A 22,564-nucleotide genomic window follows, 5' to 3' on the forward strand; every position below is an offset into this window, starting at 1 on the left:
GCTCCCAGCATGAGCACATCTCACGCGATGCCACGGTCAGCCTGGGTTTTCCCGGCGCTGGCCGTTTTGCTGTTTGCGGCTACGGCGATCCCTTCGCTCGGCATTGGTTTTACGCATTCCTTTGCGGGGCTGGTGTTTGCCGCGGTGCTGCTCGTCATCCTGTTCGGCACGGTATTCGCCGCCGTCCACCATGCCGAGGTGATCGCGGAGCGGGTCGGGGAGCCGTTCGGCACGCTGCTGCTGACGCTCGCCGTCACCGTCATCGAGGTTGCGCTGATCGCGACGCTGATGCTGGGCGAGCAGGAAGTCCCCACGCTGGCGCGTGACACCGTGTTCGCCGTGGTGATGATCGTCTGCAACGGGCTTGTCGGCGCCTGCATTCTCGTCGGCGGGTTGCGCTACCGCGAGCAGGAATTCCAGATCACCGGCGTCAACGTCTACCTGTCCGTGCTCACGGTGTTCGCGACCATCACGCTGGTGCTGCCGAACTACACGCTGGAGACGCCGGGGCCGGTCTACTCACATCTGCAGCTCGGATTCGTGAGCGTGGTCACGATCATTCTCTACGGAGTCTTTCTCTACACCCAGACCATCCGCCATCGCGATTACTTCGTGGGCGGGCAACAGGAGGAGAATGGCCACGCGGTCGCGTCCGGCGGCGCGTTGGTGATGAGCGCGGTGCTGCTGCTTGTCTCGCTGGTGGCCGTGGTGCTGCTGGCCAAGAAGTTCTCGCTGGTGGTGGATGCCGGTGCGGCGGCCATCGGCGCGCCACCTGCCTTTGCCGGTGTGGTCGTCGCGATGCTGGTCCTGCTGCCGGAGAGCATCGCGGCGCTGTCCGCCGCCCGCAAGAACGACCTGCAGAAAAGCATCAATCTCGCGCTCGGCTCCTCGCTCGCCACCATCGGCCTGACGATCCCGGCGGTGGCGGAAGCCGCCTACCTTCTCGACAAGACCCTGGTGCTCGGTCTGCCGTCACGGGACATCGCGCTTTTGGCGATGACCATGCTGGTCAGCATGATGACGTTCGGAACCGGCCGCACCAACATCCTGTTTGGGCTGGTGCATCTGGTTATTTTCGCGATCTTTCTGCTGCTGGTTTTCGTCCCTTAACCGCCTCGCAAGCATTGAATTCTAAAGCGTGACCAATTGCCACCATGCGGTCGCAGTTGATCCCTCAATCGGCCCAAAAGTTCCCGCATGCAGGCGCGGCGCGGGGAGCACATTCGGCGATGATCAAGAAATTTCTGTCCAAATATCTTCTGGAGGTGATCCCTTCCATCGTGGCGACGGTCGTCGGCGCCTACATCGTGACCAATTACATCAACGCCAAGCCGCCCGCCGACAAGCCGCCGGCGGCGATGTCCGCACCTGCCCAGGCCGCTTCCGGGACGCCGAACAACGCAGAGGCCTCCGCGAAGGCCGAGGCTGCCGTCAGGGCGGAAGCCAAAGCCGCCGAGGCAAAGGCGGCTGCGGAGCGGGTGGCCAGTGAGAAGGCCGCAGCGGCCAAGGTTGCCACTGAGAAGGCCGCCGCAGACAAGGCGGAGGCCCGGAAGGCAGCCGAACGGCTCGCCAGTGAGAAGCGCGAGGCCGAGAAGCGGGAACTGGAGCGGAAGGAAGCCGAACGGCGCGAAGCTGAGAAGCGCGAGCGCACCCTCGTCAAGGCTGCCCCCGTGGCTCGGACTCCAGCCACGAGGCCGGTCGAGGAGACCGCGGCAACGCCCGACGCCAACGATCTGGCGCGCGCCGCCATCGCGCGGCTGCGGGCCGAACAGCCTGCCGCCGTTGCGCAGCCGGTTCCGAAAATGCCCGAACACACGGTTGCTCCGGTGATCGCGGCGCCTGCCCCTCAGCCTGCCGTGCCGCCTATGCGTGAGGCCAATATCAGCCCAACCGCGCCGTCGCCGCCTGCGGCGGTGACGCCGCTGCCGACGGCTTCCATCGCTACGACGCCGCCCGTTGCCGATGTCAGCGCCTCACATCTGGTGCCGCCCGCCGACATCCCCTCGCGTCCGCTCGATCTGAACGCTGGCGATGACAGCAAAAAGGACAAGGACAGCAGTTCGGTCGTCTCGGACGTGATGTCGGCGACGAAGTCCGCCTTCCAGGCCGTACTGCCGCACTGACATCCAGTCTGTCTGGATTGGAGTAGACTCTCTCCCCGTCATTCCCGCGAAAGCGGGAATCCACTCCCAAGACTGGGTCCCCGCCTTCGCGGGGACGACAACTAATGGTCTGACGACCCTGCCTAACGGCGCGCTTTTTTCTTCGCGGCTTTGGCGGCGGGCTTTGCAACGGTCCTTGCAGCCGTCTTTTTCCCCGGTTGGGCCCGTTTGGCGGGCGGCCGCGAAGGCGCCGGTGCGCCGGGATTTTCCACCATCGACTCGAAGAAGTCCTTCACGAGGCTGATCTCGCCGGGGCGGGATGCGCTATAGCCCGGCAGGTTGGCGATCGCATTCCGGAATTCCTCGCCCTTCATGAGGTCGAGCAGGTGCTGCATCGGCTGCGTCTCGAGGAAGGCGCGGTGGCAGACGAAGAAATAGTCTTCGGTCAGCAGCGGGATGAAATCCAGCCCGAACTGCCGCGCCGCCGCCTCGACGCCGAAGGTCGCATCCGCCATGTCGCTTGCGACGAAGGCTGCGACCGCCGCGTGGGTGAACTCCAGTTGCGTCTCCTGCACGGCGGAGGGGTCGATGTGATGCAATTCCAGCAATTGGTTGAACACCTGCCGCGTACCGGAATCGTGGTCGCGGTTTACGAAGCGCGCCTTGTGCGCGACGAGATCCTCGAGCGAGTGGATTTTCAGTGGATTGCCGCGCTTCGTCATCAGGCCCATTTCGCGGGTGACGAGGCTGATAACGCGATCCTCCTTCGGATCGAGCCATTCGAGGCAGGAGCGGATGTTCTGCTCGCGCAGCGGGCCGCGCGGCAGATGGACGCCCGACAGATCGCAGGCATTCTGTGCGAGTGAGACCAAGGAATTCTGGTTGCTGACATAACGCAGATCGACGCCGAGCGCGGGCAGGCGGTCGAGCATTTCGCGCAGTTTCGACACCGCGAAGCCGTGGCTCGCGTGAACGCGGATCACCGACGGCTCCTGATGCAGGAACGGTTTGATCTCGCTCGCGAGCTCCTGCGCGAGGTTCTGCAGTTGCGGGCCGAGCCGCGCTTCGAGCCGCTGTCCCGCCCAGACCAGTTTCTCGCCGAACGGCGTCAGCGTCGTGCCGCGGCCGCGCTGGCGCTCGACGAGCGGCGCGCCGAAGAATGCCGACCATTGCTCGATCAAATTCCAGACGTGCCGGTACGACAGATTGGCGTGCGTGGCGGCGCTGGTGAGTTTTCCGGTCTGCCGAATCTCATTGAGGATGCCAAGCATGACGATGGCAGCCTGTGGGCTGCCTTCTTTACGAAATCGCCAGACCGGTTCGATTTCGATATGAAGCATCGTACCTCCCTTATGTATTTGTGTTCATATGCCGGAAACGCTTGCGCTTTAGATATCATATTTTTTATTGAAGAAATCCTCCTACCTTAAAGAACAAGAAAAAGGAGGAATATGATGTCTGTAGCATATGACTACGATGCTGCATCGCTCATCAGGCGCGTTTCGGCCCGGGAAAAACTGCTCGTCATCGACGGCAGGCTTGTTCCCGCGGTCTCCGGCAAGACCTTCAGAAGCATCAACCCCGCCACCGAGGACGTTATTGCCACCGTCTCCGAAGGCGGCGTGGAGGATGTGGAGCGGGCCGTTGCGGCGGCACGGCGGGCCTTCGAAGGCCCGTGGAGCCTGATGCGTGCTGCCGAGCGGAGCAGGATCTTGTTCCGGCTTGTCGAACTGATGAAGGAGCACACCGACGAACTCGCTGAACTCGAAAGTCTCGATGCCGGCAAGCCTATTTCGGCTGTGTTGCGGCAGGATCTGCCTGCCGCGATCGATACCCTGACGTACTACGCCGGATGGGCCGACAAGGTTCATGGCGAAGTGATCCCTGCGCGTGAGGACGCGCTGACCTACACCGTGCGCGAACCGGTGGGTGTGGTCGCGGCGATCGTGCCGTGGAATTTCCCGATGATGATCGGAATGTGGAAACTGGCTCCCGCGCTGGCATGTGGCTGTACCGTGGTGATGAAGCCGGCCGAACTGACCTCGCTCTCGGCGCTGCGGATTGCCGAACTCGCACTCGAAGCCGGGCTTCCGGCGGGGGTGCTCAATATTGTCGCAGGCTCCGGCCGCGTGGTCGGCGAGGCGCTCGTCAACCATCCGGATGTCGACAAGGTGACCTTCACCGGCTCACCGGGCGTCGGCCGTGGCATCATGAAAGGTGCGGCAAGCAACTTCAAACATGTCTCGCTCGAGCTGGGCGGCAAGTCGGCCAACGTGATTTTCGAGGACGCGGACCTTGCGGCCGCGACCAAGTCGGCGGCGTCGGGCGTGTTCTTCAACGCAGGCCAGGTGTGCTCGGCAGGCTCCCGCGTGCTGGCGCATGAGAAGGTCTATGACGAAGTCGTCGAGCGTCTCACGGCCCGCGCTCGGACCATGAAGATCGGCGATCCGTCGGATCGCTCCACGATGCTTGGCCCGGTGATTTCCGAGAAGCAGATGAACAGCATTCTCGGTTACATTGACATCGGCCAGAAGGAAGGTGCCTCGCTGACAACCGGCGGCGAGCGGATCGGCCAACGCGGCTTCTACATCGCGCCGACGGTGTTCGCGAATGTCGAGCACGAGATGCGTATCTCGCAGGAGGAAATCTTCGGGCCTGTGGTGAGTGTCATCAAGTTCAAGGACGACGCGGAGGCTCTGCGCATCGCCAACGGCACGGCCTTCAGCCTCGCCGCGGGTGCGTGGAGCCGCGACATCGGTCGCCTGCAGCACTTTGCCCGCCATGCCAAGGCAGGCACGGTCTGGCTGAACACGTTTGGCTACACCGATGTCCGCCTGCCGTGGGGTGGTGCGCATGATTCGGGTCTGGGCCGCGAGCGCGGCACCGCTGCGCTGAAGAACTTCACCGAGGAAAAGGTGGTCTGGCTCAACACCAGAGGGTAACGCTTTGCTCAAGCCTTCCCGCAATGAGCGGGAAGGCTTCTCCAACGAAAAACGCGGACCGAAAGGCCCGCGTTTTTTTAATTCTGACTGAGAAAGATCGCTTAGGAGCGAGGAGCGCGCGCGCCACCGGCTGCGCCGCCACGGCCGCCTGCGCCACGCTCGGCGCCAGCGCCGAACACCGGCTTCGGCTTCATCGGCAGCAGGCCTTCGCGCTGCAGCTTCTTGCGGGCGAGCTTGCGGGCGCGGCGAACGGCTTCCGCCTTCTCGCGAGCCTTCTTCTCGGACGGCTTTTCATAATGACCGCGGAGCTTCATCTCGCGGAAAATACCCTCGCGCTGCATCTTCTTCTTCAGCGCCTTGAGGGCCTGGTCGACATTGTTATCGCGGACGAGAACCTGCACGCGGCATCCTTTTTTGGTTCGAAAGCCTGAAAATGGGGACGAAAGAAAGGGTCGCCAAAGGCAAAGCCCTTCACGTCGAAGCCGGGTTTCTACCAGATCGGGGGGGTGGTGTCCACGCCTGTGGACAGGGTTTTTCGCAGGTAGGGAAGCCACAAATCACGGGCAGATTGGGCTTGGGCGGAGGGGCGATTCGAGGGCGCCGGATGGTTCAGGGCATCGGATTCCCCACGGTTCCACCCGACAGATTGGCCACCGTTTCGGGAGACCACAGATGAACTCGAAAAAATATGCCGCCGAACTGATCGGCACCTTCTGGCTCACCTTCGCGGGCTGCGGCAGCGCGGTTCTGGCAGCGGCCTTTCCGCAGGTCGGTATCGGCCTGTTGGGCGTGGCGTTTACCTTCGGCCTGAGCGTCGTCACCATGGCCTTCGCCATCGGTCACATTTCCGGCTGCCATCTCAATCCCGCCGTGACGGTGGGGCTCTGTGCGGGGGGCCGCTTTCCCGGAAGCCAGGTCATTCCCTACATCGTCGCGCAGGTGATCGGCGCGATTGCGGGCGCGGCACTCCTGTATGTCATCGCCAGCGGCAAGGCGGGCTTCGACCTCGCCGGAGGCTTTGCCTCCAACGGCTATGGCGATCACTCACCGGGCAAATACAGCCTGATGGCCGGGTTCGTCTGCGAAGTGACCATGACCGCGATGTTCCTGTTCGTCATCATGGGCGCGACCCACGGCAGGGCCCCTGCGGGCTTCGCGCCGCTCGCCATCGGCCTCGCCCTGGTGATGATCCACCTCGTCAGCATTCCCGTCACCAACACCTCGGTGAACCCGGCGCGCAGCACCGGACCGGCGTTGTTCGTTGGCGGCTGGGCGTTGCAGCAGCTCTGGCTGTTCTGGGTCGCGCCGCTGATCGGCGGCGTCATCGGCGGCGTGGTCTATCGCTGGCTGAGCGATGAGCCCGCCGGCATCGTCGAGGGACGGAAGTAAGCTCTCGCTTTCCAAAATTTAAAGGCCGCTGCGAGCGATCGCGGCGGCCTTTTGTTTTACCTGTGGGGCTTCACCTCGGTGACATGTCCCATCTTGCGTCCCGGACGCGCCGCGCCCTTGCCGTAGAGATGAACTGTTGCACCGGGCACGGTCAGCCATTTGCCGTAGTCGAGAACCTCGTCGCCGATCAGGTTGGTCATGGTGACTTGGCCGTGGCGGATCGGGTTACCGAGCGGCCAGCCCGCGATGGCGCGGATGTGCTGCTCGAATTGCGACACCGACGCGCCGTCCAGCGTCCAGTGGCCGGAATTGTGCACGCGCGGGGCGATCTCGTTGACCAGCAAACCCGGTCCGTTCTTGCCGGGCACGACAAACAATTCCACCCCGAGCACGCCGACATAATTCAGCGCGTTGGCGATCTTGGTCGCGATGGTGCGCGCCTCGTCGGCCAGGGCCGCGGGAATCGCCGCTGGCGCATAAGAAAATTTCAGGATGTGGTTCTGGTGCTCGTTTTCGGTAACGTCGAAGCACACGACGTGGCCATCCGCCGAGCGCGCGGCGATCACCGAGACTTCCTTTTCGAAGGGCACGAAGCCTTCCAGAATCGCCGAGCGGGTGGCGAGCGCCGCCCACACCGCGTCGAGATCGTCGTCTTCGCGGATCATCGCCTGACCCTTGCCGTCATAGCCGAAACGCCGGGTCTTGAGCACGGCGGGCAGGCCGATCTTGGCGATCGCCTGCCGCAGGCTCTCGGCGGAGGTCACGTCGGCGTAACCGGCGGTACCGATGCCGAGACCGTTGACGAAATTCTTTTCAATCAGCCGGTCCTGCGTCGTCTCGAGGATCTTCGTGTCCGGCAGCACCGGGCGGCGCGCCTGCAAGGCCATCGCGGCGGCGGTCGGAACGTTCTCGAATTCGTAGGTGATGACGTCGACGTCGGAAGCGAACAGCTCCAGCGCCTCGATGTCGGCATATTCGGCGCAGGTACAGTGTTGCACCACGTCGAAGGCGGGTGAATCCGGGTCGGGCGAGAAAACGTGGGATTTAAGGCCGAGCCGGGCGGCTGCGAGCGCCAGCATCCGGCCGAGCTGGCCGCCGCCCAAAATGCCAACCGTGTCGCCGGGTTTCAGCGCCACTTGTTTCGATGAAGTCACCTGGAATCCTTATGGCCGCTCGGAGACGGCGTCGGTTTGTTGCTTGCGCCATGCGGCGAGTTTCGCTGCCAGCGCGCCGTCGGACAGCGCGAGCACGCTGGCGGCCAGAAGCGCTGCATTGATAGCGCCGGCTTTGCCGATCGCCAAGGTTCCAACAGGCACGCCGGCGGGCATTTGCACGATGGAATAAAGGGAATCCATGCCCGACAGCGCCTTGGATTCGACCGGAACACCGAACACCGGCAGTTCGGTCATGGCGGCGGTCATGCCGGGCAGGTGGGCGGCCCCGCCGGCGCCTGCGATCACGACCTTGTAGCCTGCGGCCTTGGCGCCCCTGGCGAAGCTGTAGAGCCGCTCCGGGGTGCGGTGGGCGGACACGATCAGCCGCTCGGAGGCGACGCCGAGGGCGTCCAGCGTCTCGGCGGCGTGCCGCATCGTCTCCCAGTCGGACTTGCTTCCCATGATGATGGCGATTGGGGCGGACATGGCGGCTTGGTTCTCGAAAAATGGCGGAAAGACAAGAATTACAGGAGCGCACCCCTGCCGGGCAACCGCTTTGGGAGGGAGTTGGCGTCATGGTCAATGCCGGGGCACGACAGGCTACCCGGGTTTTCGTGGCGATGGCCGTTGGTCAGGCGATGATGTCGGGGGTGATCTGGTCTTCGAGGAATGAAATCCGGTCGCGCAACTGCAGCTTGCGCTTTTTCAGGCGCTGCAATTGCAGTAGGTCCGGCGCGGGAGAGTGGTGCAAGGCCTCGATTGCGGCATCGAGGTCACGATGCTCCTGTTGCAGCCGTGCCAGCTCGAGAGCGAATTCGTTATTGTCTTGTTCGGCCATGATGATCGACGGCTTGCCGGTATGCGACGCCTAGTTCGTTATCTTCATGGCAGAAAAGGGCGTGCGGGGCCAGCCTTGGGAATTCTTTGGGAAATTTCCGGCCGCATTTTCTAAAATGCGAGCCGTTCCGTTTTCCGGATAACAGGAAGTTTGAATGTGTCGCATCGATCCCAGTCGACAGATCGCAATTGCGATGTACAATCTTTTGTTCGACCTCGTATCTGACATCCACGGAAGAAGGAGACTTCTAATGGCGATTCAGGCGCATCTCGTTGAACTGGAGCGTAAGCACCGTATTCTCGAAGGCGAACTCCACGAGGCTTTGAAGAATCTCGCGACGGACGATGTGCGTATTGGCGAACTGAAGCGGCGCAAACTGCTGCTCAAGGACCAGATCGAACGCCTGAAGGCGTCCGGCGGCCAGACGCTGCACTGATTTCCCGCCTTCCCTTTTTCAGGACTTCAACAACCCGACGTGAAGGCTCTTCACCTGCCTGCCGCTTCAGTGCGGCGAGGTGAGGGCCCGTACGTCTTCTGCGATCGCAAGCGATGCAGTCAGTCCCGGCGATTCGATACCGAACAAGTTGACGAGTCCCGGAACGCCGTGGCTCTGCGCGCCCTGGATCACGAAATCCTGCGCGGCGGCGCCGGGCGGGACGATTTTGGGCCGGATGCCTGAATAGGCCGGCACCAGCGCGCCATCCGGCAGATCCGGCCAATAGCGCCGGATCGCCGGATAGAAACGCTCCGCGCGCTTCGGATCGACATCATAGGCGAGCGTCTCCACCCATTCGACGTCGGGGCCGAATCGCCCCGCGCCGCCGATGTCGAGCGTGAGATGCACACCGAGGCCGCCCGGCTCGGGCAGCGGATAAATCAGGCGCGAGAACGGTACGCGCGTCGTGCAGGCGAAGTAATTGCCTTTGGCGTAGTAGGCCGTGGGGATGTGTTCGGGCGGCAATCCTGCGATGGCGCGGGCCACCTCCGGCGCGCTCAGTCCGGCCGCGTTGATGAGAAGATCGCAGCCGAGCGTCATTGGCGCATCGCCGCCGATCTCGACCACGAATCCGTCACCGTCGCGCCGCGCCCTCACGAGCGGAGCGTGAAAGGCGAGCGCCGCGCCCGCCTGCTCGGCATCGCCGCGCAAGGCGAGCATCAGCGCGTGGCTGTCGACGATGCCGGTCGAAGGCGAATGCAGCGCGCCGGTGGAGTTCAGCGCGGGCTCTCTGGCATGCGCTTCCTCTGCGCTCAACGTGACGAGATCGGTGACGCCGTTGGCCTCGGCGCGTGCGCGGATCGCGGCCAGTCTGTCGGATTCGTCGGGGCCGGTGGCGACGATGAACTTGCCGCAGCGCCGGTATGGCACGCCGTGGTCCTCGCAATAGCGATACAGCATTTGCCGGCCGGCGACGCACAGCCGTGCCATGGCGCTGCCTGCGGGATAATAGATACCGGCGTGGATCACTTCCGAATTGCGCGAAGACGTGCCGGTACCAATGTCGCCAGCCGCCTCGACCACGATCACTTCGCGCCCGGCCAGTGCGAGCGCGCGCGCCACCGCGAGGCCTACGACGCCTGCGCCGGCGACGATGCATTCAACGCGATCCATGCATGCTCCGGTGAGGCGTTTCCGTCATAGGCGTTCGCGGCTTCGGGCCGATTAGGATTTCATTAAGCATGACGAACCAATTGCTCGCGCGGAAGTGATAAATCGCGACCGCGAGGGTACGCGTTTACCCAATTCATACCGCTGCAACCAGAGAGTGTCGCCCGTCAATCCACGGGTTATCATGGACGTCTGGCGCAGGATCATCAGAACGGGGGCCATCCGCTTCTCCGGCGGGTTGGGTTTGGTTGTCGCGCTGTCGATGATGACCGCCCCGGTTGCCCATGCGGTGACCGACGCCGAAGTCGCGGCCGGCCTCAGCGGTGTGGATCAAGGGTCCCTGACTTTTCAAGTCGTGGTCGACGGTCTGCTCGTCATTCTGATCCTGCTGGCGATGTTCGTCTGGGTGATGTCGGCGCTGCGCCGTGCTCGCCGGATCAATGCGCGCCGTGAATTCTTCGTCTCCTCCGCGCTCAACAATCTGTCGCAAGGCATTGTCATCACCAATGCGCGGCAGGTGGTCACGTATTGCAACGACCGCTATCTGCAACTCTATGGCCTGTCGCGTTCCGATCTTCGCAAGAACATGACGCGGTTCGAACTCATGGAGCTTCGCAAGGCGCGTGGGATGCTGGCGGAAGACGTCGAGACCTATTGGCGGGACTCCATGGCGCCCGAAGGCTACATGAATGTGCTGCCGGATGGGCGGCGCATTCGCATGAAGAAGGAGACGCTTGCCAACGGCGGCATTGTCGCCACGCACGAGGATTGCACCGAGGAGGGCAGGCTCTCGGAGGAGTTGGCCTCGACCAAGCGATTCCTGGAGATGGTGCTCGACAACATCCCCTCCGCCGTCATGGTCAAGCGCATCAAGGATGGCAAGTTCGTGCTCGCCAACCGCGCGGCCGAGACCATCCTGAACCGCAAACGCGATGCCATCATCAACCAGACGGTGATGGAAGTTCATCCGGAGGCTGCGGCGAAGTTTGTGCTCCAGCGCGACGACGCCGCGATCAAGCAGGGCGGCCTCGTCACCGAAGAGCATCCGATCCCGACCGACAACGGCCTGCGCCTGTTTGCCACGCGCCGCGTCACCGTCACCGATGAGGCGGGCAATCCGCAATATCTCATCAAGACCAGCGACGACATCACCGACCGGCGCGAGACGGAATCGCGCATGGCGCACATGGCCTATCATGACGGCCTCACCGGCATGCCGAACCGCGCCGCGTTCCTGCAGGCGCTGGCGCAGCTGATCGATGCCTGCGACGGCACCAATGAGGAATTCGCGGTGCTGTCGATGGACCTCGACCGCTTCAAGGAAGTCAACGACGTGTTCGGCCACGAGATCGGCGACAAGCTGCTGATCGAAGTGACCAAGCGGCTTGAGAAAGCGGCGGGCGCCGGCGTGGTCGCACGGCTCGGCGGTGACGAATACGGCATGATCATCGATGGCGAGCAGCCGACGGCTGCGTGGAAGCTCGCCGAAACCGTCGCCCGGATGATTTCGCAGGAATTCGAGATCGACGGCAAGACCCTGCGCATCGGCGTCACCGCGGGAATCTCGATCTTCCCGCGCAACGGCCGCGACGGCGCGGCGCTGCTGGCGAATGCCGGCGCGGCGCTAAGTCGGGCCAAGGCCAAGTCGCGCGGTTCGATCGTGTTCTACGAAGCCGAAATGGATCAGCAGATTCGCGATCGGCGGGCGCTCCATCAGGAACTCCACAACGCGCTGCGCAAGGGCGAATTGACGCTGCACTACCAGCCGCTGGCGCGGGCGCGCCATACCCTGAGCGGCGACGACGTGACGGGCTTCGAGACCTTGGTGCGCTGGGTGCATCCGACGCGCGGCTTCGTGCCGCCGGCCGATTTCATTCCGCTCGCCGAGGAAAGCGGCCTGATCGTCGAACTGGGCGAATGGATTCTGCGCGAAGCCTGCCGCGAGGCGGCCTCGTGGCCGCGTCATCTGCAAATCGCAGTCAACCTGTCGCCTGTGCAGTTCATGCATGGCGATCTGGTCGGGCTTGTCCACTCGATCCTGCTGGAGACGGGCCTCACCCCGGGGCGGCTCGAGCTCGAAATCACCGAAGGCGTGCTGATCGACGATTTCGAGCGCAGCCTGTTGCTGCTGCGCCGCCTGAAGGCGCTCGGCGTGCGCATCGCGATGGATGATTTCGGTTCGGGCTATTCGTCGCTGACCTATCTGCAGGCGTTCCCGTTCGACAAGATCAAGATCGACCGCGCCTTCGTCATGAATCTCGGCCGCAACCAGCAGTCCTCGGCGATCATCCGCTCGGTGATCGGGCTCGGCCACGGCCTCGACATTTCCATCGTCGCCGAGGGCGTCGAGACGCAGGACCAGTTGAGCTTCCTTGCGGTGGAAGCCTGCGATCAGGTCCAGGGCTATTTCCTCGGCAAGCCCGCGCCGATCGCGCAGTACGACGCCTGGGTGGGGCGGAAGCCCCATGTCGAAGTCGAGCCCGGCAGCAACGTCGTCACCATCCGCCGGGTCAGCTAGTTTTCATTCCCTTGTCTGAGCGCGCGTCGGGTGGCCGCGGCCGCCCGGCTTGACAATGCGCACAGTGATGCCAAGAGCATGGACGTTTTGGTTTGGCGCGCGGCCTGAAAAGGCCATCGGGGCGGGAGTTCGCGATCAAATGCGGAATGGATTCTCATGAGCGGTGCTGCATCTGCGCCGCTGATGCGCATCGAGACTGTCAGCAAACGGTTCGGTGGCTTTACCGCGGTCGATGGCGTGTCGCTCCAGATCGGGGCCGGGGAGTTCTTCGCGCTGCTCGGCCCGAGCGGCTGCGGCAAGACCACGCTGCTGCGGATGCTGGCCGGATTTGAGATGCCGGACGAAGGTGGCATCTGGCTCGATGGCGAGAACATCGCCGAGGTGCCGCCGCATCTGCGCCCCGTGAACATGATGTTCCAGAATTACGCGCTGTTTCCGCACCTCAGCGTCGAGGCCAACATTGCCTTCGGCCTGAAGCGGGCGGGACTAGCCAAAGACGAGATCGCTGCGCGCGTCGCGGAGATGGTGGCGTTGGTGCGGCTGCAAGGGCTGGAGCGGCGCAAGCCGGATCAACTGTCCGGCGGGCAGCGTCAGCGTGTGGCGCTGGCGCGCGCATTGGCGCGGCGGCCGCGCCTGTTGCTGCTCGACGAGCCGCTCGCGGCGCTGGACAAGAAGCTGCGCGCCGAGACGCAGGCCGAACTCATTCAGGTGCAGCGCCGCCTTGGCATGTCCTTCATCATCGTCACCCACGATCAGGAGGAGGCGATGACGCTGGCCGACCGGATCGGCGTCATGAACCAGGGGCGTCTGGTGCAGGTCGCGGCGCCGCGTACGCTGTACGAGCGGCCCGACACGCGCTGGATCGCGGGCTTCGTCGGCGACATCAATCTGTTCGCGGGGCAGGTGATGTCGCAAGGTAGCGGCTGCGTGACCGTTGCGACGCCGTCCGCAGGCGTGCTTCGCGTCGCGGGCGAGGTGGGGGCAGGGCAGGCGGTCTCGATCGCGGTACGGCCCGAGAAGCTGTCGCTCTCGCATGACATGTCCTCGGGCGAGGTCAATGCGCAGCCCGGAGAAGTTGTCGATGCCGATTATCTCGGCGGCTTCACGCGGTATCGCGTGAAACTCGCGGGTGGCGATGTCGTTCAGGTCGCGCGCGCCAATGCGGCCGGCAGCGAGGTTGCGTTCGAGGCCGGGCATCAGGTGATGGTGTCGTTCGCGCCGGAAGACGCGGTGGTGCTGACACAATGAAAAGCCGCCGCATCTTCACCCGCCCGGCACGGATCGCCGCCATCGCACCCTATATCTGGATGACGCTGTTCTTCCTGGTGCCGTTCGGCTTCGTGCTGAAGATCGCGCTGTCGCAGACCGTGATCGCGCAGCCGCCTTATGCGCCGACCTTCGATATGTTCGGAGGGTGGATCGCCTTTCGAGACAGCCTGTCGAAACTCTCGCTCGACAATTTCTATCTGCTCACCTCCGACGACATTTACATCTTCTCCTACCTGCGCAGCGTCACCGTGGCGCTGGTCTCGACCACGATCCTGCTCGTGATTGGCTATCCGGTCGCCTACGCGATGTCGCGGCTGCCGCAACGCTGGCAGGGCATCGCGATGATGCTGGTGGTGGTGCCGTTCTGGACCTCGTTCCTGATCCGCATCTATGCCTGGATCAATATCCTGCAGCATGATGGGCTTCTGAACTCGCTGCTGCTGACGCTGCATGTCATCGACCGCCCGGTGCCGTGGCTGTCGACCGACAGTGCGATGTATCTCGGCATCGTCTATTCCTATTTCCCGTTCATGATTCTGCCGCTGTTCGCCACGCTCTCGAAGATGGACGGATCGCTGCTCGAAGCGGCAGCCGATCTCGGCTGCTCGCGGCTGAAGGCGTTCTGGCTCGTCACCGTGCCGCTGTCGCTGCCCGGCATCGCGGCGGGTGCGCTGTTGTGCTTCATCCCCATCGCGGGCGAGTTCGTGATCCCCGATCTGCTCGCGGGCTCCGACAATATGATGATCGGGCAGACGCTGTGGCTGGAATTCTTCACCAACCGCGACTGGCCGGTGGCCTCGACCATTGCCGTCGTGCTGCTGGTGCTGCTGCTCGCGCCGCTGCTGATCTACGAGCACATCCAGCGCAAGCAGTTGGAGAGCCGCTGATGGCGCGCGCGTTGAACAAACCTTCGGCGGTAAATGTCGCAGCCCTCGCGCTGGGGCTGGCGTTCCTGTACCTGCCGATCGTCATTCTCGTGATCTATTCGTTCAACGCCTCGCGCCTCGTCACGGTGTGGGGCGGCTGGTCCCTGAAATGGTATCGCGAGCTGTTCAGCAACGACGCGATGCTGTCGGCGGCGTGGATGAGTCTGCGTGTCGGCGTGGTGTCGGCGTCTCTCGCAACATTGCTCGGCACGCTGGCGGCGGTGGCGCTGTCGCGGGGCCGGCGTTTCCGTGGCCGCACGCTGTTCTCCGGCATGCTTTATGCGCCGCTGGTGATGCCCGAAGTTATTACCGGGTTGTCGCTGCTTCTGTTGTTCGTCGCCACCAATGCCGGTCGCGGCTTCTGGACCGTCACCATTGCCCACACCACGCTGACGATGTGCTTTGTCGCGGTGGTGGTGCAGGCGCGCCTGAACGGGCTCGACCGCAGTCTGGAAGAAGCGGCGATGGATCTCGGTTGCAGCCCGGCGCGGGCATTTACGTCCGTGACGCTGCCCTTGATCTGGCCATCGATTGCGGCAGGCTGGATGCTGGCCTTCACGCTGTCGCTCGATGATCTGGTGATCGCGAGTTTCACCACGGGGCCGGGCTCATCGACGCTGCCGATCCGGATCTATTCGGAGGTGCGGCTCGGCGTGAAGCCGGAGATCAACGCGATCTGCACGCTGATCGTGGCGTTCGTCGCGATGGTGATTGTCGTGGCCTCATTGGCCTCGAAACTGTCGAGCGACCGCGGCGAGAACGCAGCCCCGCTCTAGATCAGTGGGATGGTGGCGCGGCGGGCGCCGCCGGTGCTTGCGCCGCGGGCGGCGTGGCAGGAGCGGGTGAAGGCGCCGCGGCAGGGGCCTCCGGCGCGGATTTCTTGGCCCCCGACAGCCGTTCGATCACCGCTTTCACGGCATCTCGCGCCTTGTGGTCCTTGAGCGAGTCGAGCAGCGGCGCGGTCACGGTCGAGCGGCGGATCAGGATGTCGGAATCCGGTAGGATCAACGGATCGTCCCATGGCCCCTGCACCACGAACGGCAACTGGAATTCCGGTGGCGCGCCGTTCGCCGCTTTCAGCGCGGCAGTGCCTTTCAGATCGTATTCGCGCGAGGGGATCGAAGCGTCGCCCGTGAGTGTCACGCGCGTCGCTGGTCCGTCGAGCGCGATGTCGTCCGCATGCGCCATGCCGTCATTGATGGTGACGGCGATCCGTAGCGTATCGAACGGCGTCGTGCCGCTGCGGAAGCTTCCCGTGCCGGACAATGGCCGCCGCTCCAGCCGCCGCAGCAATTGTTCGATGTTGAAACCGGAGAGCGCGCCGTCGTGCGCCGTCAGCACGGCGCTGCCGTCGAGCGTCTGCGTCAGCGCGAAGGCGCTCGCGCCCTGCGCTTCCAGCGTCAGATTGAGGTCGCCCCGGCCGCGCAGCGAGCGGATGTCGAACAGTTCGGCCCCGCCTGCCTCGAGGTCGACATCGGAGAATCCGAACTGCGCCTTGACGTTGGCGCCGTCATCGATCCGGCTGACGGAGAGCGAGCCTCTGGCGATGCCGCCAAACATCTGCGCTTCGCCGATCGAGAGCGCCAGCGTGCCGTTGCGCACGTTCGCGCCGAACGCGGTGCGCCCCAGCCGCGAGGAACCGATGGTGACCTTCGCCGCCGAGAGGCGGATGTCGAGACTGGTTTCCGACAGCGCCCGCAGATCGAAGGCTTGCCTGTTCCATTCGTGCGCCCCCGCGAGCAGGCGGATGGTCCCGAGATAGGGTGTGAGATCGAGCGTGTCGGCGGCCAGCGTGCCTTGCAGGGTTTGCTGGCCGGTGCTGCCGTTGAAGGTCAGCACGCCTTCGGCGGCGTTGCCGTCGAGCGAGGTGGTGACATTGGTCAGCGCTACGGAATTGCCGACCACGTTGGCGCGGGCTTTCAGTGAGAACGGACCAAATCCGTTGCTGCCCGGCAATTCATGTCCGGCCCAGCGCGTCAGGCCGCGCAGCGAAGCGGTGCTGGCGGTGAGCGTGCCGTCGAGCAGCAGGCTCGAGCGGTTGGTCATGGTGCCGTCGAACGACAGTTTCAGCGGCGTGCCGGAGAGTTTGACCTTCAGGCCGGATTTCTCGCCGCCCACGGCTGCGATAAAATCGGCGATCGTGAAGCTGCCGTCGAGTTGCTCGTTATGCCAGGTCGCCTGGCCTTGCAGGGAGAAGCTGCGCGAGCCGGACGGCAGCGAGATCGCAAGGTCGATGCCGCCCACCGTTTCATTCGCCTGGTTCTTGGCGTTGCGATAGGCGAGGGTGCCGTCGGAAATCTTGACGTCGGAAAACCAGACGTCGCGCGTGGCGGCGGGCTTCACCGCGCGGGCGAAGGTCTGCACGATCGGCGCCCAGTTGGAATGGCCGTCCTTGTCCACGGTCACGCGGATGCGCGGCGCATGCAGCGCTACGTCGGTGACGCGGGTGTGTCCCGCGATCAGCCCGAACAGGCTGAGGCGCGCCTGAAGCTGGTCGGTGCTAAGCGGCGCATCGTGATCCGCGTTGCCCTTCAGGGCGACGCCGTGGAGAACAACCCGCGCGGAAGGAAATAGCGAAACGTCGGTCTTGCCGGTAACGACAAGCTCAAGTCCGGTGGCATCGCGAATCTGCGTTTCGACGGCCTGCCGGACGGCATTGCGATCGATAAACCACGAGCTTGCGAGAAGTCCCGCCAGCACGGCGCCGAGGACGACCGCCACGGGCAAAGCAAGGCGTCTGATCGCGTGCGGTGTCAAATAGAACGATCCGGTTCGATGTCATGATTGCGGGCGATCCACAAGGCCGCCCCGGCCGCGCGCAACTTGATCCGTTTTCTTGACGCTTTCAAGGCTTGAAGGGCTTTTGCCACACCCCCGCCGCAGGCCCATGCCCTCGAAAGGGGACATCACCTGGTCATGAAAGCGGCCGATCTTGAGAGGGTCCCTGATACGCTCTCTGATACTGTCCTGAACCGTCATCGGGGAGCTTGCCTATTTTTGCTCAATTGACGGCTTTTCCGGATTGCGCCTAAGAACGTCGTCAGCCCGGCGGGTTGCCGTCGTGTCCATTGGAATGGGTTGCACATGAACAAGGTATATCCCGACGCCAAATCGGCGCTGGAAGGCACGCTCCGCGATGGCATGATGATCATGTCCGGGGGTTTCGGTCTGTGCGGTATCGCCGAAACGCTGGCGAACGCGATCTGCGACAGCGGGGTGAAGAACCTCACGGTGGTGTCGAACAATGCCGCCGTCGACGGCATCGGCCTAGGTAAGATGCTGGAAAAGAAGCAGATCAGGAAAATGATCTCCTCCTATGTCGGCGAGAACAAGACGTTTGCGCAGATGTTCCTGGCGGGCGAACTCGAGCTTGAATTCAATCCGCAGGGCACGCTGGCCGAGCGCATCCGCGCGGGCGGCGCGGGCATCCCGGCCTTCTACACCAAGACCGGCGTCGGCACGCTGGCGGCGGAAGGCAAGGAGCTGAAGGACTTCGACGGCGAGACCTATGTGATGGAGCGCGCGCTGTTCGCGGATCTCTCCATCGTCCACGCCTGGAAGGGCGACACCGCCGGCAACCTGATCTATCGAAAGACAGCGCGCAACTTCAACCCGATGATGGCGACCGCCTCGCGCATGACGGTGGCGGAAGTCGAGCATCTGGTGCCCGCGGGCGAACTCGATCCCGACCAGATCCACACGCCCGGCATTTTCGTCAAGCGCATCGTCGCGGTCGACCCCAAGCTGAAACATATCGAGCAGCGCACCGTGCGCCAGCGCGCTTAATACTTCTCAGGAGAACCATCATGGCATGGACCCGCGAACAGATGGCCGCGCGCGCCGCAAAGGAATTGCGCGACGGCTTCTACGTCAATCTCGGCATCGGCATTCCGACGCTGGTGTCGAACTACATTCCCGAGGGCATCGACGTTGCGCTCCAGAGCGAGAACGGCATGCTCGGCACCGGCCCGTTCCCCTATGCGGGCGAGGAAGACCCCGACCTTATCAATGCCGGCAAGCAGACCGTCACCGAACTGCCGGACACCAGCTATTTCTCCAGCGCGGATTCGTTCGGCATGATCCGCGGCGGCCACATCGATCTGTCGATCCTCGGCGCGATGCAGGTCGCGGAGAACGGGGATCTTGCCAACTGGATGATCCCCGGCAAGATGGTGAAGGGTATGGGCGGCGCGATGGATCTCGTCGCGGGCGTCAAGCGCGTCGTCGTGGTGATGGAGCATTCCGCCAAGGACGGCCCGAAGCTCTTGCACAAGTGCACGCTGCCGCTGACCGGCCAGAAGGTGGTCGATCTCGTCGTCACCGATCTCGCGGTGTTCACCATCGACAAGCACGGCACGGGCGGCATGACGCTGATCGAACTGGCCGACGGCGTGACGCTCGATGACGTGAAGGCGAAGACCGAGGCCGACTACAAGGTGGCGCTCAAGGGCGCGTGAGAGCCCTTACGCCGTCGCAGCGGCCTGCGAGAACACCACCTCGATCAGCGTGCCGGTGTTCGGCGAGCTCCTGAGATGGAAGCGGCCGCGATTGGCCTCCACCAGCGCTTTCGCAAGCGACAGGTTGGCGCCGTTGCCTGCGGCCACTTCGTCCGTGGGCGAGGGCGTACGGAATGGTGCCATCGCCGCCGCGATTTCGTTGTCGTTCATGCCGTGGCCGGTGTCGCGGATGCGCAGCGCCACTTCACCAAGGTCGTTGAGCGCGGTCGAGACGATCACCTGTCCGCCCGCATTGGCAAGACGGATCGCGCAGCCGATCAGGGTGAGCGCGATCTGGCGCAGCGCCCGCGCGTCGGCCTGGATGTTCGGCAGGCCGTGCGTCAGTGAGGAGCGGATGATGATGCGCTCGCGGTTGGCCTGCGGCTGCATCACGCCGACGCATTGTTCGACCAGCGCGTTGAGATCCTGACTGGCGAATTCGAGATCGAGCTTGCCGGATTCGATCCGCGACAGGTCCAGCATGTCATCGATGATGGAAATCACGCGTTCGCCGGACGCGCGAATGTCCTTCATGTAATCGGCGTAGCGCTCGTTGCCGAGCGCGCCGAATCGTTCCTCGATCATGACGTCGGCGAAGCCGATAATGGCGTTGACCGGCGCGCGCACCTCGTGGCTGAGGCGGGCGAGCAGATCGGCCTTGGCGTTGGCGGCGCGTTCATCCGCGCGTTTGTCCTGATCGGGCGCGCGGAGCGCGGGAGCGGTGGGTGGCTTGTCGCGGAACACCGCGAAGTAACGCGGGCGATCCGGGCGAGTGCGTCCCATTGTGACCGAAAGCGCCATCGCGCCGCCATCAGGCGCGCGGCCGAGCACGTCGCGGCCCTGTTCGAACAGGCCCTGCATGGCGCCGGACTTGATGCCTTCGAGATAGTCGAGAACCGCGCGCTGGCTTTCCGGCGCGAACAGTTCGATCAGATTGTGGCCCTCGAGTCCGTCGCGGCCGAACAACGCTTCGGCGCTGCGGTTGCAGGCGATGATGCCGCCGTCGCTGTCGAACATCATGACGCCTTCGGCGGTGGTCTCGAGAATGGTCGCGAGTTCGTCGGATTCGATCAGGTCGCCGGCGCGCGGCAGCGGTTCGGCGGCGACGGGGATGGCATGATCCGTCTGCGCTGGCGCAACCGGCGGCGACAGGATCAGCGCAAGCGCATTTTCACCTTCCCAGTCGACGGTGTGCAGCCTGGCGTCAAGCGCCTGATGCGCGCCCATCGACACGGTGGACACCTTGATCGGCGTGCCTTCGCCGGATGCGTCCGTGTCCGCGACCCCGGACCCGACATAGAGCGCACCGAGGCCGCCATCCTTGTTGAGGGCATTGAGCGTCGCGTAGCCGGTGGCGGCGAGGAAAGCGTTATTGGCGTAGAGCAGGCGGTCGGCGCGGTACACCAGCACGCCCGATGGCAACTGATCGTAGAGCGAGGTGTTCTGCGGCGCACGCGCGACGGGCGAGAGTTGCGCGGGCGGCACTTCGATCTCGTCTTCCCCGGATTCGAAAATCATGTCGTCGTGCGGCTGCGCGGCGGAACTGTCGTTGGCCTGTTCTTCCTCATGCAGGGCGCTGAGCCGACGCTCGGTTTCATGCTCGAGCCGTTCGGACAATTGCCGCGCCAGTTCCTGAAATGCGTTGTTCTCGCCGGGCGTCAGCACGGGCGGCCGCGCGTCGTCATTGGCGGGGCGGAACGGCACGACGTTGGGCGGCGTCTCGCTGCCTTCGGTCTCGGCCAGTTCACCGAGCGCAGTCTCGGTCTGCGGCGCGGTGGCTTCAGGCGCGGGAGGCTCGGGGCTTGCCGCGATGGGCGCCGGCGTCTCGAGCGGCGCGGGCGATGAGCCGAACAGCGTGTCGTGGCGGCGTTGCGCGGCGACGCGGGTGAGGCCGTCGAGATCGCGGCAGATGCCGAAGCCACGATAGCCCGCGAACGCATGGTCGCGGCCAAAGATCGGCAGGCCCGACATCTCGACCGGCAGCCGTCCGGCAAGGCCGTCCGCGGGCCATTGCAGCAGGATGTTGCTGAAGGTGTCGCGCGTTGCGATCGCGTGCGCTACCCGGTTCTCGGGATCGAGCGCCAGCGCCGCATTGACCTCGCTCCAGAGCCGGCCGAATGCGGCGGTGGTCTGCGCACCGATCAGATGCGTGAATTCGCCCGCGCCGAACGAGAAGCGGCCTTCGGCATCCATCGCCCAGGTGAAGCGCAGCGGATGTCGCCGCCGCTGTCCGGCGAGATCGTCCGGCAGCGGAATCAACTCCGGCGCGGCTGCGGGCGATGTCTCGGGAGGGCTATCGGGCCCCACGCTGTCATCCATGAACAACTCGTTCTGCAAAGAGGGCGCGGCCGGCTCAGACGCGGCCGGCGCGTGCATGGGGACAACCTCGCCCGCCGGGGCCGGTTCGACAACAGGAACCGGGGCTGCGTCAACGGGTTTGTCGGGGCGCGGTCGCGCGGCCAGCCCCTGCAGCAGCACGATGAGCGCGGTTTCCGGCTCCGCGCCTGCGCGATGAACGATCGCGCGGCCGAGTGGCGTCTCGATTGTGGAGCCCTGCTCGGGAAAATGCGTCGGGAGCGCGATCCCGGCAAGCTCACGAATGGCGTCGTTATGCGCGCGGGCTGCGGCGTTGGCGGCTTCGAGATGCCCGTTCACGAAGGCCACGGCGGGCCCTTCGAGGCCCTCGATCAGCGCCATCAGACGCTCCGGGAAAGGCGACACCCGTCCGCCCGGCTGTTCGGCAGCGATGAGAATGCCGTTCTCGCCGTTGAGCGAAATCCGCGCGCAGCCGCATGTCATCAGGCCGCCGAGATGCGCGCCAAATCCGCGCAGCCGCTCCAGCCGCAGCGCGCCGGATGGCGCAAGGATCGAGGCCAGTTGTTTGACCTGTCGGCGGTACGGATCGGCGGGCCCGAATGCGTGCGCGAGCAGCGTGTCGTCGCTCGGCGCGCGGAAGAACGCGCGGCCCGCAGCGTTGGCCCAGAGCAGGCGATTGCCTGCTTCGGACCAGACCCAGGCGGGCGCGGCGCTCAGACAGAATGTCGAGAGCCGGCTGTTGCGGATGGCCTGCAAGGAAAACTCGGCTCTGGGCAACGCTTGAAATCCTGCTCCGGAAAGAAATTCGGCTGATCGATGTGGGCCTTACAGGCTGATTATCAATGGGACGGCGGATGAGTCCACCGGGGGCAGGGAGGCAGCGGCCCAAACCGGCGATAACCTTAACTCCCGCGACGATGCCGCAGGGCGATTGCAAAAAATACTGCGTCGGTCACGATGAGCATTGGATGGCTGTCACGCCGCGCTGTCATGATGCAGGAACCGCCC

19 protein-coding genes are annotated in these 22,564 nt (G+C 64.3%); 11 read left to right on the forward strand and 8 right to left on the reverse strand.

The genetic code is table 11. From position 1 onward, the window contains the following. Positions 1-9 precede the first annotated feature (9 nt). Both AC1RNA_RS07335 and AC1RNA_RS07340 read left to right on the forward strand, forming a co-directional pair. Complete coding sequence (locus AC1RNA_RS07335; RefSeq protein WP_040297711.1) at positions 10-1,110, forward strand: calcium:cation antiporter; 1,101 nt, start codon at positions 10-12, stop codon at positions 1,108-1,110. Positions 1,111-1,229: 119 nt separating this feature from the next. Beyond that, a complete protein-coding gene (locus AC1RNA_RS07340; protein ID WP_492950637.1) occupies positions 1,230-2,123 on the forward strand; it encodes a hypothetical protein in 894 nt (297 codons plus the stop codon). A 122-nt stretch (positions 2,124-2,245) separates the two neighbouring features. Here AC1RNA_RS07340 and AC1RNA_RS07345 read toward each other — a convergent pair whose 3' ends face one another. After that, positions 2,246-3,442, reverse strand: a complete 1,197-nt coding sequence (locus AC1RNA_RS07345) for a substrate-binding domain-containing protein (protein WP_492950638.1) — start codon at positions 3,440-3,442, stop codon at positions 2,246-2,248. Positions 3,443-3,556: 114 nt separating this feature from the next. Here AC1RNA_RS07345 and AC1RNA_RS07350 point away from each other — a divergent pair, with 114 nt between their 5' ends. After that, the gene (locus AC1RNA_RS07350; protein ID WP_492950639.1) at positions 3,557-5,044 is read left to right on the forward strand and encodes an aldehyde dehydrogenase family protein; all 1,488 of its coding nucleotides are present in this window, start codon (positions 3,557-3,559) and stop codon (positions 5,042-5,044) included. Between the two features lie 101 nt (positions 5,045-5,145). Here AC1RNA_RS07350 and rpsU read toward each other — a convergent pair whose 3' ends face one another. Beyond that, positions 5,146-5,445 carry a 30S ribosomal protein S21 gene (gene rpsU, locus AC1RNA_RS07355; protein ID WP_009337295.1) on the reverse strand — a complete coding sequence of 100 codons (300 nt, stop codon included), beginning with the start codon at positions 5,443-5,445 and terminating at the stop codon, positions 5,146-5,148. Positions 5,446-5,716: 271 nt separating this feature from the next. Here rpsU and aqpZ point away from each other — a divergent pair, with 271 nt between their 5' ends. Continuing rightward, entirely contained in the window at positions 5,717-6,433 is a 717-nt protein-coding gene (aqpZ, locus tag AC1RNA_RS07360; protein WP_009337294.1) for an aquaporin Z, read from the forward strand. A gap of 56 nt (positions 6,434-6,489) precedes the next feature. Here aqpZ and AC1RNA_RS07365 read toward each other — a convergent pair whose 3' ends face one another. From AC1RNA_RS07365 to AC1RNA_RS07375, 3 genes are all read right to left on the reverse strand, one after another. Continuing rightward, a complete protein-coding gene (locus AC1RNA_RS07365; RefSeq protein WP_492950640.1) occupies positions 6,490-7,587 on the reverse strand; it encodes a 5-(carboxyamino)imidazole ribonucleotide synthase in 1,098 nt (365 codons plus the stop codon). A gap of 9 nt (positions 7,588-7,596) precedes the next feature. Further along, a complete protein-coding gene (gene purE / locus AC1RNA_RS07370; protein WP_009337292.1) occupies positions 7,597-8,073 on the reverse strand; it encodes a 5-(carboxyamino)imidazole ribonucleotide mutase in 477 nt (158 codons plus the stop codon). A 145-nt stretch (positions 8,074-8,218) separates the two neighbouring features. Then, positions 8,219-8,425 carry a YdcH family protein gene (locus AC1RNA_RS07375; protein ID WP_009337291.1) on the reverse strand — a complete coding sequence of 69 codons (207 nt, stop codon included), beginning with the start codon at positions 8,423-8,425 and terminating at the stop codon, positions 8,219-8,221. A 250-nt stretch (positions 8,426-8,675) separates the two neighbouring features. Here AC1RNA_RS07375 and AC1RNA_RS07380 point away from each other — a divergent pair, with 250 nt between their 5' ends. Beyond that, complete coding sequence (locus AC1RNA_RS07380) at positions 8,676-8,861, forward strand: YdcH family protein (protein ID WP_492950641.1); 186 nt, start codon at positions 8,676-8,678, stop codon at positions 8,859-8,861. 66 nt (positions 8,862-8,927) lie between these two features. Here AC1RNA_RS07380 and AC1RNA_RS07385 read toward each other — a convergent pair whose 3' ends face one another. Next, entirely contained in the window at positions 8,928-10,034 is a 1,107-nt protein-coding gene (locus AC1RNA_RS07385) for an NAD(P)/FAD-dependent oxidoreductase (RefSeq protein WP_492950642.1), read from the reverse strand. Positions 10,035-10,215: 181 nt separating this feature from the next. On the opposite strand from AC1RNA_RS07385, the gene AC1RNA_RS07390 reads away from it, so the two are divergent. From AC1RNA_RS07390 to AC1RNA_RS07405, 4 genes are all read left to right on the forward strand, one after another. Continuing rightward, positions 10,216-12,549 (forward strand): putative bifunctional diguanylate cyclase/phosphodiesterase, encoded by a 2,334-nt coding sequence (locus AC1RNA_RS07390; RefSeq protein ID WP_492950643.1) that lies wholly within the window; start codon positions 10,216-10,218, stop codon positions 12,547-12,549. 156 nt (positions 12,550-12,705) lie between these two features. Then, positions 12,706-13,797: an ABC transporter ATP-binding protein gene (locus AC1RNA_RS07395; RefSeq protein WP_492950644.1), complete on the forward strand. Its 1,092-nt coding sequence runs from the start codon at positions 12,706-12,708 to the stop codon at positions 13,795-13,797. Further along, positions 13,794-14,705 (forward strand): ABC transporter permease, encoded by a 912-nt coding sequence (locus AC1RNA_RS07400; RefSeq protein WP_492950645.1) that lies wholly within the window; start codon positions 13,794-13,796, stop codon positions 14,703-14,705. Before AC1RNA_RS07395 ends, AC1RNA_RS07400 begins: the two co-directional genes overlap by 4 nt. After that, positions 14,705-15,520, forward strand: coding sequence for an ABC transporter permease (locus AC1RNA_RS07405; protein ID WP_492950646.1), 816 nt, complete (start codon positions 14,705-14,707; stop codon positions 15,518-15,520). The genes AC1RNA_RS07400 and AC1RNA_RS07405 overlap by 1 nt, the downstream gene beginning before the upstream one ends. A gap of 1 nt (position 15,521) precedes the next feature. Here the strand turns inward: AC1RNA_RS07405 and AC1RNA_RS07410 are convergent, their stop codons facing one another. Further along, positions 15,522-17,501 (reverse strand): AsmA family protein, encoded by a 1,980-nt coding sequence (locus tag AC1RNA_RS07410; protein WP_492950647.1) that lies wholly within the window; start codon positions 17,499-17,501, stop codon positions 15,522-15,524. A 327-nt stretch (positions 17,502-17,828) separates the two neighbouring features. Between AC1RNA_RS07410 and AC1RNA_RS07415 the strand changes: the two genes are divergently transcribed. Both AC1RNA_RS07415 and AC1RNA_RS07420 read left to right on the forward strand, forming a co-directional pair. After that, complete coding sequence (locus AC1RNA_RS07415; RefSeq protein ID WP_009337277.1) at positions 17,829-18,530, forward strand: CoA transferase subunit A; 702 nt, start codon at positions 17,829-17,831, stop codon at positions 18,528-18,530. A 20-nt stretch (positions 18,531-18,550) separates the two neighbouring features. Further along, complete coding sequence (locus tag AC1RNA_RS07420) at positions 18,551-19,201, forward strand: 3-oxoacid CoA-transferase subunit B (RefSeq protein ID WP_492950648.1); 651 nt, start codon at positions 18,551-18,553, stop codon at positions 19,199-19,201. Positions 19,202-19,207: 6 nt separating this feature from the next. Here the strand turns inward: AC1RNA_RS07420 and AC1RNA_RS07425 are convergent, their stop codons facing one another. Further along, positions 19,208-22,333 (reverse strand): PAS domain-containing sensor histidine kinase, encoded by a 3,126-nt coding sequence (locus tag AC1RNA_RS07425; protein ID WP_492950649.1) that lies wholly within the window; start codon positions 22,331-22,333, stop codon positions 19,208-19,210. Positions 22,334-22,564 lie beyond the last annotated feature (231 nt).

The sequence above is a fragment of the Afipia sp. GW821-FHT14H12 genome, from assembly GCF_058803465.1.